We start from the raw sequence: 17,473 nt of genomic DNA on the forward strand, positions 1-17,473 counted from the left end.
GATTGCTATAAGCCAATTGAGTGGGTTAATGTCCTTTCAAATGGTGTATTCCTGTTTACTCTTCAAAAACGACTCATTATTTATCATTTAATATTGCCGGACTGAAAATATCGGTAACAATGATGCTTACTCTTGCTTACTCTTGCTTGAATTGGTTATCAAGTGGTATTACAAAATTGTAAGTAATACTAAGATTTTTGTCAACCAATTATCTTACCAAGGTTATACCAAAAATGTGATTGGTAAGGGTGGCGTTGTTGGTTGTTAACTAAAACTAGAATTAATGATGGTGTGGTAGCAAGGTATCGCTATTTGTAATTCGACATTTTTATCAACTAATAAATCGTTTATATGACTCTGCACATACGTACCGCGTTAAGCCGCTGCTAGTGTCAGATCCATTTAACGCTCTAATATCGTTTGTAGTGACGGTCAATAATATTGTTGTCGTTAATGGTAGAGCCTATCAATTTGATAGGCTCTACTTTAAGACATCAGTTGATTAAAACTTAGCTCGAACACCAAGAGTGTAGCGACGGTCTGCTTCACTGTAAGCCCAGATAGAATCTAGCTCAGTAGTATAAACAATTGGTTCACCCGTTAGGTTTACCGCATTGGCTACAACAGTGAAGTTTTCGTTGATATCCCAGCTAACTGAAAAATCAAGTTGGCCTCTATCTTCTCGGTAGCTGTTACCCACGGTAGGGTCGTAGTTGTCAGCAGAAGGGTCATTCTGGTTGAAAACGTTATAACCTAAAGCGCCAACAGTTTGTACACGCTTGGTGCTTTGGTCGTCTAAATAACGGTCGCGCCAGTTGTAGGCTAAACGTAACTGAACTTCTTCACCTTCCCAGTAAACTTGAGTGTTAGCGGTGTGCTTAGAAATATTCAGTAATGGATTGCCATCGGGTTGCTCACTATCTGCATAGGTATAGTTTGCGTTAACACCTAAACCTGCCCAAATGCCGGGTAAAAAGCTGAACTGTTGCTGGTAACCTAATTCCAAACCTCTGACTTCACCGCTACCACCATTCACATCAGTGTCGATGACGATACCCGTTTGACCTGCGGCTTTTTGAGCATCAACATATGCTAAACCTTGGTCTTGAGTCGCATTAACAATGTCACCTTGGCTTTGACCCGCGGTGTTAAGTAAACAAATATTATTCCACTGCGTGGTATTTTGTCCGCTTATCGTGCTTGAGTCAGCTAAACAGCTGCTGTCGGTTTGGGTGAACGAGTTAACGTCTTTATAGAAAATTGCTGCAGAAAGTAAACCACCATCGCCGAAGTAATGCTCTACAGAAAGGTCATATTGAGTAACACGATACGGTTCTAACTGGTACGAACCTTGAGTACCGGTAACTAAAGAGTTATCGATTGATAATGCAGGACTTAATTCATCAAAATCAGCACGGCGCATCACTTTAGCAGCCGCAAAACGCATTAAGGTTTCTTCTGATAAAGTGTAGGTAACATTCAAGCTAGGTAAAAAGTCTGAATAATCGTTACTACCAGTATTGAGGATTTTGTTACCGTTACTGTCTACAGAATCGACAATGCTTGATTCTAATTCTGTTTGAATATAACGCCCACCAACCACTGCAGTAATGTCATCAAAATCTAAATGAAACTGTGCATAGATAGCACGAGTCTTTTCGTTGATGAACTTATAGGCGCCAGTGTCTTCAACCATGTTGTCAGCTAAAGTACCGTTCATTGCATAAGTGGTACCTGCTAGCATTTGCTGAGCTAACAAATAGGTTGCTTGAGCATCTTGCAGCTTTTCAGCGTCATACACGTTGTATGTTAATAAGTCGTTTTGACCCGCAATACCGGTTTGGTCGAACGAGTTACTGGCGTTTATTGTTTTAAAGCTATCGCTGATAATTGGGTTATCAATCCAGGTTGGGCTGTATAAACCGTCTGCGTTTTTAGCTTTTTTATAAGCATCTTTAAGCGTGGTTCCGTTAGGTGCTAAGTCAAAGCGATTTGAACTGTAATCTCTATCGGTAAAACGAACACCTGTTTTTATTGCAGAGATAAAATCTACACCTACATCATGGATTTTAAAGTCAAAGCGTAATGCTTGTTCTTCGTTATCTGTGTCTAATGTTTTGTGGTAAAACTCACGGAATACCAAGTTGTCTGGATTAGTTAACATACCGGTGTCTTCAAAGACATAAGATGGAATGCCACTACCATTAGTCATGCTTGCTGTGCTGGTATGTGTGACTAAATCAAGGGTAGGGTCTGTGCGTTCAATTGGACGTAAGTTAAATTCAGAAGCTGTTTGACGTTCTTCTGATTTCGAGATTGAATATTCACCCGAGATTTCGATGTTATCAGTAATATTCCACTCACCACCAATAGCATGAGAAGTTGTTTCTGATGTTGTAAAGTCACTCCAGGTTTTAGGAATAACCAATACGCCACTTAGGTCGTAATTTTGCAGTTGTCCATTACCATCGTAGTAGGAATCACTTCTTGGCACCACAGTACCACCAACATCGAGAATTGAATAAGCCGCTTGGCCGCCATCCAGTTTTGTCGAGTTCATGTCAACGTAGAAATTAAGATCTTCGCTGGTTGGCGCCCACTGTAGTGATAAACCAAATGCTGTACGTTCACGTTGTTCTGTTTTTTGTTCTACTGTACTTTCTGTTCTACGAAGGTATTTTCCGTTAGGCCCACCAGATACATCAACAGTGCCATCACCGTCTAAATCGATATCGTCTTGTAAATCAACCTTGTTAAAATACTCGTCACGACGTAATTCACGGTCTTGGTACGATACGTTAGCTGCAGCACCGAAGGTACCGGCATCACCTAAATCCCAGCTATTACCGATTGCGGCGGTAAAGTTAGGTGCAACATTTTCAGTTTTGTCTGCGTATTCACCGTCGAGGGTAATCGCAATTAGCGGCTCACTAAGTTCTAATGGGCGTACTGTCTGCATGTTAACTGTGCCACCTAAAGCACCTTCAATCATTTCAGGCGTTGGAGATTTAATCACTTCAACTGTTTTTAAGAAGCTAGCAGGGAAGTCATCTAAACTAATACCGCCTCGCCCAGGGCCTGCTGTTGAACGGCCATTAAGCAAAATGAGGTTTTCTGATACACCACGGATCGTGACTGATTCGCCTACACCAAAATCAGATTCAATAGAAACACCTGTTATACGTTGCAATGCTTCTGCAATGTTGTTGTCTGGTAATTTACCAATATCTTCGGCAACGATAACATCGACAATTCGTTCGTCTGTACGTTTAAGTAAGTTAGCGGCTTTTAAGCTGCCAAATATGCCTCGAACAGCAATAACTTCAATTTCACTTGCTTTAACTTTTTCTGCTTCAGTTTGTGCTGTTGGTTCTGCAGCTAATGCTGGCATGGTTAACATGGCTGTTAAAGTCGCGCCAAAAATGGTTATATTGTTGGCTTTGTTTTTAGCACCACTGAACATGGCGCTTATTTTATTCAACTTCATAATTCCCCCCAAAGAAATTGTTTGTTTTGGTATTACCAATGTTGTTGTTTTAATCAACAGATACATTTATATAACACGTTACCAACAATTGCAATTGATCATTACCAAATTAATTTATTTGTCTTACCAAATTATGTCTCTTCAAATTTATACGATGATGTCTTTAATCTATCAGTCGTTATCCAGCAATGCTGTTGTACTCTGGCTTGTGACTATAGCGTTTAAAACAGAGATGCGTCACTTGAAGAGTGTAATATTTATGCTTATTTGTGATGAATGCTGGTTTTACAGAGCTAAAAATAACCAAGAGAATTGGTAATGTAAGTTTTTATATTGGTATTACAATTTGGCGACAGTTCATGTTGTAGCGGTGGTTAGTACGTCTAAAAAGTACCTTTTATAAGGTCGTTGGAGGTATTTAGATGGATATAGCTAGTTGAGATGTTAACTTGAAATTAACGTCGATAAAGCATGTTGTAGTGTGAAATTAACAGCGGATAGCATCAGAAACACCAAGGGTCGCATTAATGCGACCCTTGTTGTTTCTATGATGGACAATCAATACAGAGTAACTATATTCTCATCTCTATCCCGAGTTGAGGTTAAAGAGTTAACCATTTACATGCTCTATTGATTGAGTCATTAACAAATTTTATTACAAACCTTGCTGATACTGGGCGTTAGTAGAAATGGTCACAAGTTGATTTAGCTCTACTTTAGATTCGGTGACGCCTTTAAGGACGTTTTCGAAGTGGGCGACCAGCTGAGTTTTATCGATTTCCGCTTTTGAGCCAGATCCTATGTTGGTAAGGTCGATAAAGAACTCATCAAATAAGTGTGATAGATCTTCAACGGCTTCGATGTTTAAAAACTGCTCGTGGTTATAGATACTCGGGTAACCGCCTTTTTGTTTGTCTACTGCAAACGAAATACCTTTCACATTAGTGATGGTAGTGGCTTTTTCACACTTGAGCATGCAACCGTCTTCAATGCTGGGCTTATTACAGCCTACTGTTTGTTGGAAAAAGCATTGTCTGCTGGTCATCATCAAAATAGGGTGATAGATGCTGTAAAGCAGTTTGAAGTTTTCTGGTCTGGCGATGTTTTTAATTTGGTTACGATTTATCTCGTTCGAAATAAACGCACCAGCACAATTCAATTGCTCTTGTAATGTTAACAAGGCATAAGAGTTAGTGGTGTTTAAAAACGGCCCCGCAATCCACTCGATGTCCATTTCATAGGCTTTAAACGCAACGCCAGTGTTATTTGTGACAATACGCTTAGGCTTTACTACTTCTAACACTCTTACCGCTTCGATGTAATCTTTGCCGATAAGCACAGCCGGAAACCACGGAATTAACCTTGGGTTACGTAAAAAGATATCAATATACTTGTTGTCGTTTTTCTTAAAGCTTTCTGGCAGCTTAAAGTAAATATCGGCATCGGTAACATCACACAAGTTGATGTCTTTTTCATCACTAATAAGCAAAGACAATGTCGGTGTGTCGGTCACTTTAGGATGTTTAGGTAACTTGGGTAAGGTTACTGCACCTATGTATTCTCTTTGTGTTAGCTGTAATAACAGTTGGTTTTTAAGCTGAGTTAACTGACTAAATGGTAAGCTTAAATCAGCCTGCAAACCGTCATAATTAAACGCTTGTAACAAGTAACCACTGCCTTTTAAGCTTTTAAAGCGTTTTTCAATTGCGGCTTCATCAACCCGTGATTCTGTTGCTTGGGTTAGAGAGATAGATGATTCAATCACAAAGTGTTGATCTGGCGTGGTCACAGTGATCGACAATGGTTGATTGACTTGACCAGAAAATGCCAGTGCTAGCGTAGGCTTGGCAATGCTCAGGTGATTAATTTTTTCGGCAACCAATTGCACAATGGCGTCTTTTTCTGACGACAGTGTTTGTTGGGCTTCTTGAATTTGAACCACTGATATCGCGTTACTTTTGTCGTTAGCATGTTTAAAGCTGTTATCGCGTGGATTATCGATAAACATGTCTTTGGTGAGGTTACCCTTTAAAAACGAGTTGGTAAAATCACGGTTGAACACTTTATGTAAGTTCGAGTCATCGGCTAATAGCTTGCCTGTTTCGATAAATTTGTCGATCTGTTTGCGCCAGCTGTCCACCACGGTATGGACATATTGTGCACCTTTAATACGGCCTTCAATTTTGAGCGAGTCGACACCGGCATCAACCAATTCTGGTAAATCAAAGTAAGCTGAGTTGTCTTTTAGATTCAACGGAAACTTGTTACCGGCTGCTGTGACTTCGTATTCATCACGACATGCCTGGCTGCAGCGGCCACGGTTGCCAGAATTACCAACACTGACTGAGCTTGAATAACATTGACCAGAGAAGGCAATACATAATGCGCCGTGAACAAAAACTTCGGTAAGCACTTCGTGATCGTGGGCGAGGGTGGTAAGGCTTTTAATTTCGCCAAGGTTTAGCTCGCGAGATAAATTGACACGAGTGGCACCGATTTTGGCTAAGAAGCCAATTTGACCTTCGTTATGAGTTGTCAGCTGGGTAGAAGCGTGAATTGCTAGGCTTGGAAAATGCTTAGTTACCAGGTTAAACAGGCCTAAATCTTGGACAATAATGCCGTCGATACCCGTATTCACTAACTGATTGAGCAATTTAACCAATGTCGGAACTTCGTTTTCTAAAATAACGATGTTCATGGTGAGAAACACTTCACACTGATATTGGTGAGCAAGCGCGATAACACCAATTAAGTCATCGAATGACAGGTTGGCCGCTCGGTTACGGGCGTTGAAGGTATCTAGGCCACAATAAACGGCATTTGCACCGGCTATAATCGCAGCTTTGATCGCATCGACATCTCCACCGGGTGCCAATAATTCGATTTTTCTATTCATGATATTTTCGCTATTTTATGTCGTTGGTTATTAATTTTACAGGTCGATTTTACGTGTATCTGCAACGGATTACTATTGATTAGGCTTTTCGAATATAAATAACCTGAACTCGGGATAACAAACGTCGCTCAAACAGCCCTTTGTATTGCTTTGCTAACTGCTTAGCTTTCATCTCTATGATGAATTAAACAAAAAAGGTCTTCGTCATTGCAACATTATGCAACATGAAGACCTTACTTTAACGATGTTATCCGTTAATGGACATTGAGTAATACATGCCCAAAAAAGATGTTAGCCTCTGGCTTCTGCTTCAGCTTGGCTTGCAAGGTATTCATCAAATGTACCTTGGAAGTTTATCAATCTTTTGCCTTTTACATCAATAATGCGTGTTGCCAAAGATGACACAAATTCACGGTCATGGCTGACAAATATCAATGTGCCTTCAAATAATTTCAAGGCTTGGTTTAGCGCTTCAATCGCTTCCATGTCCATGTGGTTGGTTGGCTCGTCCATTACCAGTACGTTAATATCCATCATCATTAACTTACCGAATAACAGGCGGTTTTTCTCACCACCTGAACAGTTGCGGACTTTTTTGTTGGCGTCGTCATCAGAAAATAATAGACGACCTAACATGCCGCGAACCATTAAATCATTGTGCTTTGGAGTGCGCCATAATGACATCCAATCAAATAAAGTCATGTCATTATCAAAATCTGCGGTGCTGTCTTGTGGGCAGTAACCAATTGCAGCATTTTCAGACCATTTAATACGGCCATGATTGTGTTGTAATTGATTCACTAAGCAGCGTAATAGGGTAGTTTTACCCACACCGTTTTCGCCAATAATCGCCAGTTTAGAACCCGCTTCAAGAATAAGGTCGCCGTGTTCGAATAACACTTCGTCGAATCCGTGAGACAACTCTTCAAGCACGAGTGCTTGGCGATGCAGCTTTTTGCTTTCTGCAAAACGAATTGATGGGGTAATACGGCTAGATGACTTAACATCATCTAACTTAATTTTGTCCATCTTTTTAGCGCGTGAGCTAGCTTGTTTTGCTTTAGATGCGTTAGCACCAAAACGGTTAACGAAGTCTTGCAGCTCGTCAATTTCAGCACTTTTCTTGGCATTGCCCGCTAACAGTTGCTCGCGAATTAAGCCTGATTGAGCTAAGAAATATTCGTAATTACCTGGGTAAACACGTAATTCGCCGTAATCGATATCAGCCATGTGGGTACAAACAGAGTTTAAGAAGTGTCTGTCGTGCGAAATGATGATCATGGTGCATTTACGTTTGTTTAGCTCTGTGGCCAACCAACTAATGGTATGAATATCCAAGTTGTTGGTAGGTTCGTCGAGTAACAAAATGTCTGGGTTAGCGAATAAAGCTTGTGCTAATAGCACGCGCAGTTTCCAACCTGGAGCAACCTGTTGCATTAAACCAAAGTGAAATGACTCTTCAATACCGGCTTCTAGCAGAATTTCACCCGCACGACTTTCAGCTGTGTAGCCGTCCATTTCCGCGAACTGACTTTCTAGGTCGCCTACTCGCATGCCGTCTTCATCGGTCATTTCAGCTTTGGCGTAAATGCTGTCGCGTTCTTGTTTGACTTTCCACAGTCCGACATCACCCATGATCACTGCGTCGACAACACTATATTGTTCAAACGCGAATTGATCTTGACTAAGCGTACCGACTTTAAAGCCTGGTGTAATCGACACGTTTCCTGATGTTGGAGCCAAAGCACCACTCAAAATTTTCATGAACGTGGATTTACCACAGCCATTTGCGCCGATTAAACCGTAACGGTTACCGTGACCAAATTGAGCCGAGATGTTTTCAAATAATGGCTCAGGGCCAAACTGCATGGTGATATTAGCGGTAGAAATCAAAGCAATGTTCCAACTGTGTACTACTGAATATTTATCAACAATAGGCAAGACAACAGCCACGTGTGAATAAGACAGACATGAGTATATGTAAGTAAATAGGCCGCGGATTATACAGGTTAGTGCTAAGTTGTCGATTTATAATCTGCTTATATAGCAGACAATGGCGTTAACGCTGGGCTTGGAAAGCATTGAACTGAGTAAATTGGCTGATATCTGCGCGGTTGAATCGTTTGCAATAGAAACTGATGCCATATTAGTTTCAATATCAGCTACATTATTGATTTGGTTGTTTTAGGAGTCGACATGACCGCTGCATTAACCATCCCTATGCGTGATTTGGGTTTTGATTATGATGTTGAATTACATGGCTGGCATGATGGCTTAGCTGGTTTTAGAACGTTTAATCATCAATCTAATGAGCAACTTGAAGGCGGGTTAGGGCTAGGACTTGATTTAGTGACTCAAACCGAAGCAGGTCAAGCCTGGTTGACGTCTATTCCGGCACCGTTATTGGACATAACCGCGCCCTTTGCTGAGCATCAATACCAAATGCTGTGGTTGGCTGCTAATTGTGAACCCGCATTACAAATATTACTCAGCAGACCGGTGCTGTTATTGCTTATTTGCGAGCAATGCTGTGTCGATAATCAACAAGCGTTGGCATTTTGCTTACTTGGACAGCGCCAAATTCTATCGGTCCTAGGCTATCACAGCAGTAAAGCAGCGCTTAAGTTTATTGATAAGTTAACCTTAACCTATCAACGAGAAGCCGATTTACTGCATGTTAAACGTCAGTTAGATGTCCGTTTTTGTCACTTTAGTCGGTTTAAACATTATCAACAGATTAACTTAAATGCTTTGAGTGTTGATCACATGTACCCATTTTTTACTGGCACTCCGCTCGGGCTCGATTTGGCGTTTAATCAGCAACAAGGTCGCAGCCAATTAATGGCGTACCTTAATGACACGTTACACATGGGAATGACATTAGGGATTTTCGATCCGCTGCAACGGGTTAGTCAATTGTCGTCGATTAGTGATTTACGCCAGTTACATGATCGCTGGGTGGTTGAACGCAATGAAATGGAGCTTGTTAAAACTCGCCCGCAAAATGCTGATTTCGCCTATCCTCAATTGCTTACAGCCAATGGCCAAATTAAGGCTATTAGCCGTTATGATGAGCTCGTCGCAGAAGGTCGCGAACAAGGTCACTGTATTGCTATTTATCATCAAAGCATTGCCAACGGACATTATTGTGCGTTTAAAATGGCTAAGCCTGAGCGAATGACTATTGGCATCAAAATCACTAAAACCCAGCCGCTGATGTGCGAAATCGACCAGATTAGAGGTGCGTCTAATTCAATGCCATCGGAGCAAACACGCGAGATTGTTTATCAGTGGTTTGAGCAAACTAAAGCACAATTAAAGCAACGCAAAGCTGGATAACGTGAGCGTTACTTTATGCTAGCTTTGATACTGCGGTTGTTTGTGCGGTGTCATCAGCTGAAACGCAACTAGCATTAACGCCACTAACATCGATACAGCTGTGAATAATGTGTGGCGTTAATACTAACCGAAGATGTATTTATAATAATCACTTACTCGCGACTAAAACTTCGCTTGTTAAAGAACTCACTATCGCAATAGGAAACCGTAATGGTTCAACAAACGAATATAAACGACATTGCCAAACATCTCTTTTCACAGAGGCATTGTGTTAAGCCACTGTCGAATTTACTACCTGAACAGCATATAGACAGTATTGAAACGGCACTTGAAATCCAAGTTGCGATGATTGCCTTGAATCAACATAATGTTACTGGCTGGAAATGTTTAACGCCGCGAGACAATGGCGATTTGATTGTTGCACCTATTTTGGCGGATGCCATTGTTAATCAACATGATTGTGCCATTTTATCATCGGCGCAGCTAGCCCTGATTGAGCCTGAAATCGCTTTTGTTGTTGGTCAAACTTTTGAGGCTCATCGTCATTACTCTGAAGCCGAAATTAATCAGCAAATTAGCGCTACTCATATGGCATTGGAGTTAATTCAACAACGATTTAGCCGAGATTATCCAGCCACATTTGTTGAAAAGTTGGCTGACGGACTCAGTAACCAGGGGTTGTATTTAGGCCCTGAAATTGACAAAGCTAAGGCATTAATGGCTAGCAAAATCCAAATATTGGTCACTCAACAACACACTACCAATACCTATGACGGATGTCATCCGTGCCATTTACCTGCATCACCTTTGTACTGGTTAGTGAACTTTTTAACCGCTCGCGGCGTTGAGATTACTGCCGGGCAGGCCATTATTACTGGTTCATATTGCGGTGTGCTTAAAGTCGACATGGATAAACCACTGCAGATTGAATATCAAGGATTAGGCAAGATGTCGTTGTCGTTTAGTGAGTTAAGCTTGAGTCAATAATCGACTGTGCTGTTATTACTTAGCGATAACGGGTAAACCTCAAGGCAAAACACTAATAGCAGTCCTAAACGACGACTGCATGGATGCAGGAGATAGAGTAACGCAGGAGCAGTTACCGACGACTGCATGGATGCAGGAGATAGAGTAACGCAGGAGCAGTTACCGACGACTGCATGGATGCAGGAGATAGAGTAACGCAGGAGCAGTTACCGACGACGCAGTTTGTCTATCGCAAGTATCACACCGATAACAGGACAACGAATGGTTGGCTGACCGTTTACACTCCCTAGCGAGGCTTACAAAGCCTGCTTTAGTACCTGATCGCAAACATGCAGTTTACTAAAGATTATTGAATAAAATACTCATTAAAGTTTGTATATTGATAATCTTTTTTGTATAAATAGATTCATTAAATTGATTTAAATGTTGATTAAAACAATCGCATTATTCATGGCTAAGTAATTGAAAAATTTATTTAATGCTTAAGTATGCTCGTTATTGTTTTAAATATGGTACGCTCCCCTAAGCAGTTCATTAATTCATTACATTTTACCGGTGTTAGTTTTAGCATTGGCTATATAAGCACCAGGAATAAAATAATAATGCCAAATAAACCCTATGCGTATGTAAACGTCTTTTTTTGTATATTGTTATTGTTGTCATTCGCTAACTTTACACGTGCTGATGTTGTCGAGATGACCGCTGTTAGGCCAATAACCCTTACTGAACATGAGCAACAATGGCTGAGCGAACATCAACCAATCCGTGTGGGTGTGGATGGTTATTTCCCTCCTTATACTTATATCAATGAAAACGATCAAATTGTTGGAATGGCAGTTGATACTTTGTTGTTGATTGGGCAAAAGTTAGGCATAGAGTTTGTCATAAATGATGAACATCGCTGGCCAGATATCGTCAAAAATCTGCAGCAAAAAGAGATTGATATGGTGTTAACCATGGTCAATACACCTGAGCGCGAAAACCAATTTTTGTTCACTAGTCCAATTGTTTATAAATCGCTGGTGATTATTGGTAAAAATAATAACCATCAAATTAATAACCGCAGTCATATTGCTAATAAAACCATTGCGATAGTGAAGGATTATCAATATTCCGATAAACTTATTAAAGAGTTCCCCAGCGTAACGCCATTTGTGGTTGATAACATGCGTGAAGCAATGGAAGCTGTGCAGGCTAATCAAGCCGATGCTGCAATCACCTTTTTAGCTGCAGCAAATTATTACCAGTTAAAGTACTCATTTTCTGATTTGAAATTCTTCGCCTTTTACGAAAAAAACAATGCTAATGAATCCATTGCAGTCAGACAAGACTTTCCCATTTTAGCCAGTATTATGCAGAAAGGGTTGAGCTCGTTGAGCTCTACTGAAAAAATTGCCATTAATGAAGCTTGGGGGGCAAATATTACGCTGCCGAAAGATAACCAAGATTTGATTGAGTTTGCGGCGGTGGCAGGTGTATTAATTTTGTTGCTTAGTGTGTGGATTTTGCAAGCTAGACGGAATAATCAAGCCTTAACCATTGCTAATATTAATACTGCAAATGCCAATATGGCATTAAACGAATTAAAAAATAATCTTGAAAAAAACGTCTTGGAACGGACGCTTCAGCTTACCATTAGCGAAAATAGATACCGTGGTTTGGTTGAGTCGTTAGAAGATGAATACATTTTTTATCAGCACGATACCGATGGTTTTGTACAATATGTCAGTCCTTCTGTGACTCATATTTTAGGACTCACTATTACTGGATTTGGCGAATATTATTATAAATTGTTAACTGACAATCCGAAAAACCAACTGATCTCAGGATATATCCAGCGCATTATTAATGGAGAGAAATTAGCGCCATTTGAGATAGAAATATTTGATACGAATGGCGTTATTCATACCTTTGAGGTGCTTGAACGACCTATGTATGATGATGAAGGTGAATGCATTGGTTGCGAAGGTATTGCCCACGATGTGACATCGCGTAAACAGCAACAAGATATGTTGTATCAGCTGTCGCACTATGACGACTTAACGGGCTTAATTAACCGTTATTTTTTTAAGATTTTACTCGACGAGAATATTCAAATATGTCTGCAAAATCAACAGCCGCTGGCATTACTATTTTTAGATCTTACTCGTTTTAAAATTATTAATGATAACTTTGGACATAGTGCTGGCGACTATATTCTACAGCAGGCGGCTACACGCATTAGTACTACGCTAAATGGAACCTTCACAGTGTCACGTTTTGGCGGTGATAAATTTTGTATTGCATTACCCAATAAAGCTGCCGATGAAGCAAATGCCATTGCGACTGAATTAGTTGAAGTGTTTCAACAACATTTTGAGTTTTTAGAACAAACCATTATTTTAGGTTGCCGTGTGGGTATTAGTCTTTTTCCTGAAGATGGCAAAGATGCTGAAGCGATATTGAACCAAGCAGATTCAGCTTTGTATGAAGCGAAAAAAAGACCGTTTGGGGTGGCATTTTGTAACAAACAACAAGCGATACATAATAAACGCCGTCTTATTATCGAGCAGGGGTTACGTAAAGCGTTAGCTGAACCTGTTATTGAACATTATCAATTGTTTGCGGTATATCAGCCTTTAATCCTTTTACCAAGCCAAGGCTTAGGTGGATTTGAAGCGTTGATGCGTTGGGACCATCCAGACTTTGGGCTTATCTCTCCGGCGGAATTTATCCCTATTGCCGAAAATACTGGTTTAATCTTTGAATTAAGTCGTTGGATGCTCAAAACAGTATGCCAACAGTTAGTGAAATGGCATGAGCAAGGTTTTGACTTTAAGAGGGTCTCAGTCAACTTATCGGCACTGGAACTGATAAATATAAATTTAGCTGACGATTTACTGGCTGTTATTACAGATACTGGCGCCGAACCTAAGTGGCTTAAGTTTGAAATCACTGAAACCGCATTGATGGCCATTCCTGAGCAATCAATCGAGATTTTACATAAACTGATCGAAGCTGATATTCATGTCGCTATCGACGACTTTGGTACCGGCTATTCGTCACTTGCTTATCTTAAATCACTACCTGCCAACATGTTAAAAATTGATCAGTCATTTATCTCCAATCTGATTCATTCAGCCGAAGATCAAGCCGTGGTAAAAGCGGTGATAAACATGGCTCATTCATTAGGTAAATGCGTCACGGCTGAGGGGGTAGAATTACAAGAACAATTAGATTTTTTGATTGAACATCAATGTGATGTGGCGCAAGGGTATTATTTTTCAAAACCGATGAACGTTGATGATGTTTATCATAAATACGCTTTAACAATCGAATAGAGCGCTACTAGTCAGCATTAATATGTATCTCGCTCAGTCGTGCTAATCGACATTAGACTATTGAGCTTTACTAATTTAAACAACGACAAAAATGTCCAAATAAAGACTCATCTTACTGCTAACAATTTCATCATGACAGTTCCAACAACCTATGTGAGTAATGCTATCTGGTTGTACTTCACACTTTATTTGATAGTTTTTATACCGATTTAAATTATCCAATTCTATTCAAGCATCATTCATCTAAGCTGCTGCGGACATTGATTTGTTATCCTGAGCTCAGGTTAATCAATATTAGACATGATTTAATGGTGTTGGTTAAGCTAAGCCGTATTTAATATCGATTTAATACCTCGTTTAGGCTTTTAGAATGAGTCGATATCAATAACAAAATTATTCGATATTTTCGATGTGGTTGATTGCAGTATCCCATTTATACCTTTACACTTTAGCCATCTGGACGTCTTATTTCTTGGTCGATTTAGTCGTGTACTCGACAGTGTCATTGAGCTCTATTTCAGCATCACTCGGGATAAAGATTTGTAGAGACATCTTAATATTATGGAGTCATTAATAATGGATAAGCAGGAATTATGGGTGCTTGATGGCGGTATGGGACGCGAATTGGCAAGCCGAGGTGCTCCATTTCGTCAACCTGAATGGTCCGCTCTGGCTTTAATGGAAGCACCACAAACAGTGGCTCAAGTGCACCGTGCTTATGTCGATAGTGGCGCTCGAGTTATTACAACCAATAGTTATGCCTTGGTGCCGTTTCATATTGGAGCCGAGCGTTTTGCAGCAGAAGGGGAAACATTGGCCGCGCTTGCGAGTAAGTTGGCACGCGATGTGGCCGACGAGCAGGGGAGTTCTGTGTTAGTTGCGGGCTCATTGCCGCCATTGTTTGGCTCATATCGGGCCGATTTGTTCGATGCTGATAAAGTCAGTGAGCTCGCTACTCCGCTGATACGAGCAATGTCACCCAATGTGGATCTGTGGCTGGTCGAAACAGTGAGCCTTATCGCTGAACCGCTTGCGATTAAAAGGTTACTGCCAAATGACAGTAAACCGTTTTGGGTCGCTTTTACGCTTGAGGATGAAATAGTCACAAATGAACCTAGATTACGATCTGGTGAATCCGTCGTCTATGCCATAGAGAGACTGATAGAAGTAGGTGTAGATGCCATTTTGTTTAATTGTTGTCAGCCTGAAGTCATTGAGGCTGCACTAAAGGTAGCCTCTGACTGTCTGGATAAGCTTGGCCGAAATGACATCCGATTGGGGGCTTATGCGAATGCTTTTCCTCCGCAAGCAAAAGATGCTACGGCCAATGATGGTTTAGATGAGATCCGTAACGATCTTGGGCCACTTGATTATCTAACATGGGCAGAACGCTGGCGTGCCGTGGGGGCATCACTCATTGGCGGTTGTTGTGGGATTGGTCCAGAACATATTGAAGCACTGACCCATCGTCTGCGCTAAGCGTTTGGACGAAAGATAACAATAATCGGTTTCTGAGCAAGCAAGGGAATGGGTTGATGCCAATAGTGGCATTAATGACTAATGACTAATGACTAATGACCAGTGGACTGTGATTACTGATTACTGATCATGGCTACTTTATGCTGCTGGAGGCGAGTAGTTGTTGGTATTTTTGCTACTTTATGGAACAGGTTTATGTTGTTTATCTACAGTAGGCGATAGCTTAGGAAGGACGTACGCCTCAGCTGTGCAGTGAGATTTCTTGCTGGCGATACTCTTCTGAGTTTGATTCCAGCGTTGTGGCCGTTCAGTTAACCATAGTGCTAATCTTACAAAATGCTTGTAAATGCACCCTGCATTAAAGTGTCTGAACTGACAGTATGGCTAGTGCAAAATTTAACTCGAGATCGTTAGAGTTGAGCATTAAATCAATTAATTATATTGGTTAGATGAGGAATACGTTTTTGATATTATGCGATCTGTTATCACAACCAGATCGCATTAAGCGTTGTTTGATTAGTTTTCCATGACTAGTTCTGATTCAGCCGCAGCCAACATCGCAAACTCTTCATCAGCATTTTTTGCTACCAACCTAGTTGAGCTGTAGCCAAAGTAGTATGCAGCGCCAATGACAAATAAACCTATTGTGAATAAGAATGCCCGTGGGTCAAACGCATACACTCCGGTTAATGCTATTAAAGACAGGACTAATGCAATACCTGATGTAACGACACCACCCGGTGTTTTGTATGGACGGACTAATTCAGGCTGTTTTATGCGTAATAATATATGGCTTAATGCCATTAATGCATAAGATACTGTTGCGCCCACAACGGCCATAGCAAGCAATAAATCACCTTCGCCGCTGAGTGATGCAATAAAACCGAATATTGCCGGGACTATTAATGCGCGGGCAGGGACTTTGCGTGAGGTTGTAATTGACAGTGAACGCGGAATATAGCCTGCACGTGACAACGCAAATACCAAACGGCTATAACCATAAATAATTGAGAAAAATGAGGCCACTAGACCTGCTAAACCTAAAATATTTACCATAGTCGCTAAAGTATGATTACCGGTCACATTTAATGCATCAACGAGTGGTACAGCACTTGCTCCCATAGCCGCGGCACCGCCAGCGCCAGGGACTAATACTACAACCAGCAGCGCAGTAAACAATAAAAATATCATTGCACCAATAATACCTTTAGGCACATCTTTGGCCGGATCTTTGGCTTCTTCTGCTGCTAATGGAACACCTTCTACAGCTAAAAATAACCACATGGCAAAGGGCAGAGCAGCCCAAACACCGTACCATCCTAATGGTAAAAACTCACTAGCACCTGCTGCATCAGTAACAGCAACATCATAAAGTCGGGTAGCATCAAAGTTGCCAATCAACACCACTGCAGTGGCAATAATGGCTACAACAGCTAAACCACTGATCACCATCATGACTTTTAGTGCTTCTCCAACACCCGCGAGATGAATACCGACAAAGACGATATAAAACAGTGCATACACCCAAGGGCCGTTAAATCCCAGTAACTCCTGTACCGCAGAGCCAATAAAAATAACAATAGCAGCAGGGGCTAGAGCATACTCGATTAACACCGCCAGTCCGGTTAAATATCCTCCAGCCGGTCCCATTGCTTGGCGAGCAAAGCTATAGCCGCCACCTGCAGCGGGTATTGCTGCTGACATTTCCGCTAAGGACAAGACTAACGCTAAATACATGATTGCCATCAGTACAGCTGCAATGGCAAATCCTCCCCAGCCAGCTTCGGCTATGCCGAAGTTCCAACCTGCGAAATCACCAGAAATAACGTACGACACGCCTAATCCTGCCAATAAAACCCATCCAGCGGTACCGCTTTTAAGTTGCCTTTTGGCAAGATACTCTTTGTTGTTTTCAGACATGATTGTTTCTCCGGTGGTATTTACATTTTTATGTAGAATGTATTT

At 41.0% G+C, this 17,473-nt stretch carries 8 protein-coding genes; 4 read left to right on the forward strand and 4 right to left on the reverse strand.

What is annotated here, in order from left to right; all coding sequences use genetic code 11:
• Positions 1-502: 502 nt before the first annotated feature.
• From CXF88_RS12600 to CXF88_RS12615, 3 genes are all read right to left on the reverse strand, one after another.
• Positions 503-3,487, reverse strand: coding sequence for a TonB-dependent receptor (locus tag CXF88_RS12600; RefSeq protein ID WP_101087148.1), 2,985 nt, complete (start codon positions 3,485-3,487; stop codon positions 503-505).
• A gap of 655 nt (positions 3,488-4,142) precedes the next feature.
• Positions 4,143-6,383: a peptidase U32 family protein gene (locus tag CXF88_RS12610; RefSeq protein WP_101087150.1), complete on the reverse strand. Its 2,241-nt coding sequence runs from the start codon at positions 6,381-6,383 to the stop codon at positions 4,143-4,145.
• 291 nt (positions 6,384-6,674) lie between these two features.
• Positions 6,675-8,276, reverse strand: coding sequence for an ABC-F family ATPase (locus CXF88_RS12615; RefSeq protein WP_101087233.1), 1,602 nt, complete (start codon positions 8,274-8,276; stop codon positions 6,675-6,677).
• Positions 8,277-8,579: 303 nt separating this feature from the next.
• Here CXF88_RS12615 and CXF88_RS12620 point away from each other — a divergent pair, with 303 nt between their 5' ends.
• From CXF88_RS12620 to CXF88_RS12635, 4 genes are all read left to right on the forward strand, one after another.
• Positions 8,580-9,722, forward strand: a complete 1,143-nt coding sequence (locus CXF88_RS12620) for a PcfJ domain-containing protein (RefSeq protein ID WP_101087151.1) — start codon at positions 8,580-8,582, stop codon at positions 9,720-9,722.
• Between the two features lie 210 nt (positions 9,723-9,932).
• Positions 9,933-10,709 carry a hypothetical protein gene (locus CXF88_RS12625; RefSeq protein WP_101087152.1) on the forward strand — a complete coding sequence of 259 codons (777 nt, stop codon included), beginning with the start codon at positions 9,933-9,935 and terminating at the stop codon, positions 10,707-10,709.
• 602 nt (positions 10,710-11,311) lie between these two features.
• A complete protein-coding gene (locus CXF88_RS12630) occupies positions 11,312-14,029 on the forward strand; it encodes an EAL domain-containing protein (RefSeq protein ID WP_101087153.1) in 2,718 nt (905 codons plus the stop codon).
• 576 nt (positions 14,030-14,605) lie between these two features.
• Positions 14,606-15,508, forward strand: coding sequence for a homocysteine S-methyltransferase family protein (locus CXF88_RS12635; protein WP_101087154.1), 903 nt, complete (start codon positions 14,606-14,608; stop codon positions 15,506-15,508).
• A gap of 516 nt (positions 15,509-16,024) precedes the next feature.
• On the opposite strand, the gene eat is transcribed toward CXF88_RS12635, so the two are convergent.
• On the reverse strand, positions 16,025-17,428 hold the full coding sequence (gene eat / locus CXF88_RS12640; RefSeq protein ID WP_101087155.1) for an ethanolamine permease: 1,404 nt from the start codon (positions 17,426-17,428) through the stop codon (positions 16,025-16,027).
• Positions 17,429-17,473 lie beyond the last annotated feature (45 nt).

Source organism: Shewanella sp. ALD9 (genome assembly GCF_002836315.1).
Classification (GTDB): domain Bacteria; phylum Pseudomonadota; class Gammaproteobacteria; order Enterobacterales; family Shewanellaceae; genus Shewanella.

What these genes read in the sequence shown, in the direction of transcription:
- CXF88_RS12600 (WP_101087148.1), bottom strand. Translation starts at nt 3,487, where the DNA reads ATGAAGTTGAATAAAATAAGCGCCATGTTCAGTGGTGCTAAAAACAAA.
- CXF88_RS12610 (WP_101087150.1), bottom strand. Translation starts at nt 6,383, where the DNA reads ATGAATAGAAAAATCGAATTATTGGCACCCGGTGGAGATGTCGATGCG.
- CXF88_RS12620 (WP_101087151.1), top strand. Translation starts at nt 8,580, where the DNA reads ATGACCGCTGCATTAACCATCCCTATGCGTGATTTGGGTTTTGATTAT.
- CXF88_RS12625 (WP_101087152.1), top strand. Translation starts at nt 9,933, where the DNA reads ATGGTTCAACAAACGAATATAAACGACATTGCCAAACATCTCTTTTCA.
- CXF88_RS12630 (WP_101087153.1), top strand. Translation starts at nt 11,312, where the DNA reads ATGCCAAATAAACCCTATGCGTATGTAAACGTCTTTTTTTGTATATTG.
- CXF88_RS12635 (WP_101087154.1), top strand. Translation starts at nt 14,606, where the DNA reads ATGGATAAGCAGGAATTATGGGTGCTTGATGGCGGTATGGGACGCGAA.
- eat (WP_101087155.1), bottom strand. Translation starts at nt 17,428, where the DNA reads ATGTCTGAAAACAACAAAGAGTATCTTGCCAAAAGGCAACTTAAAAGC.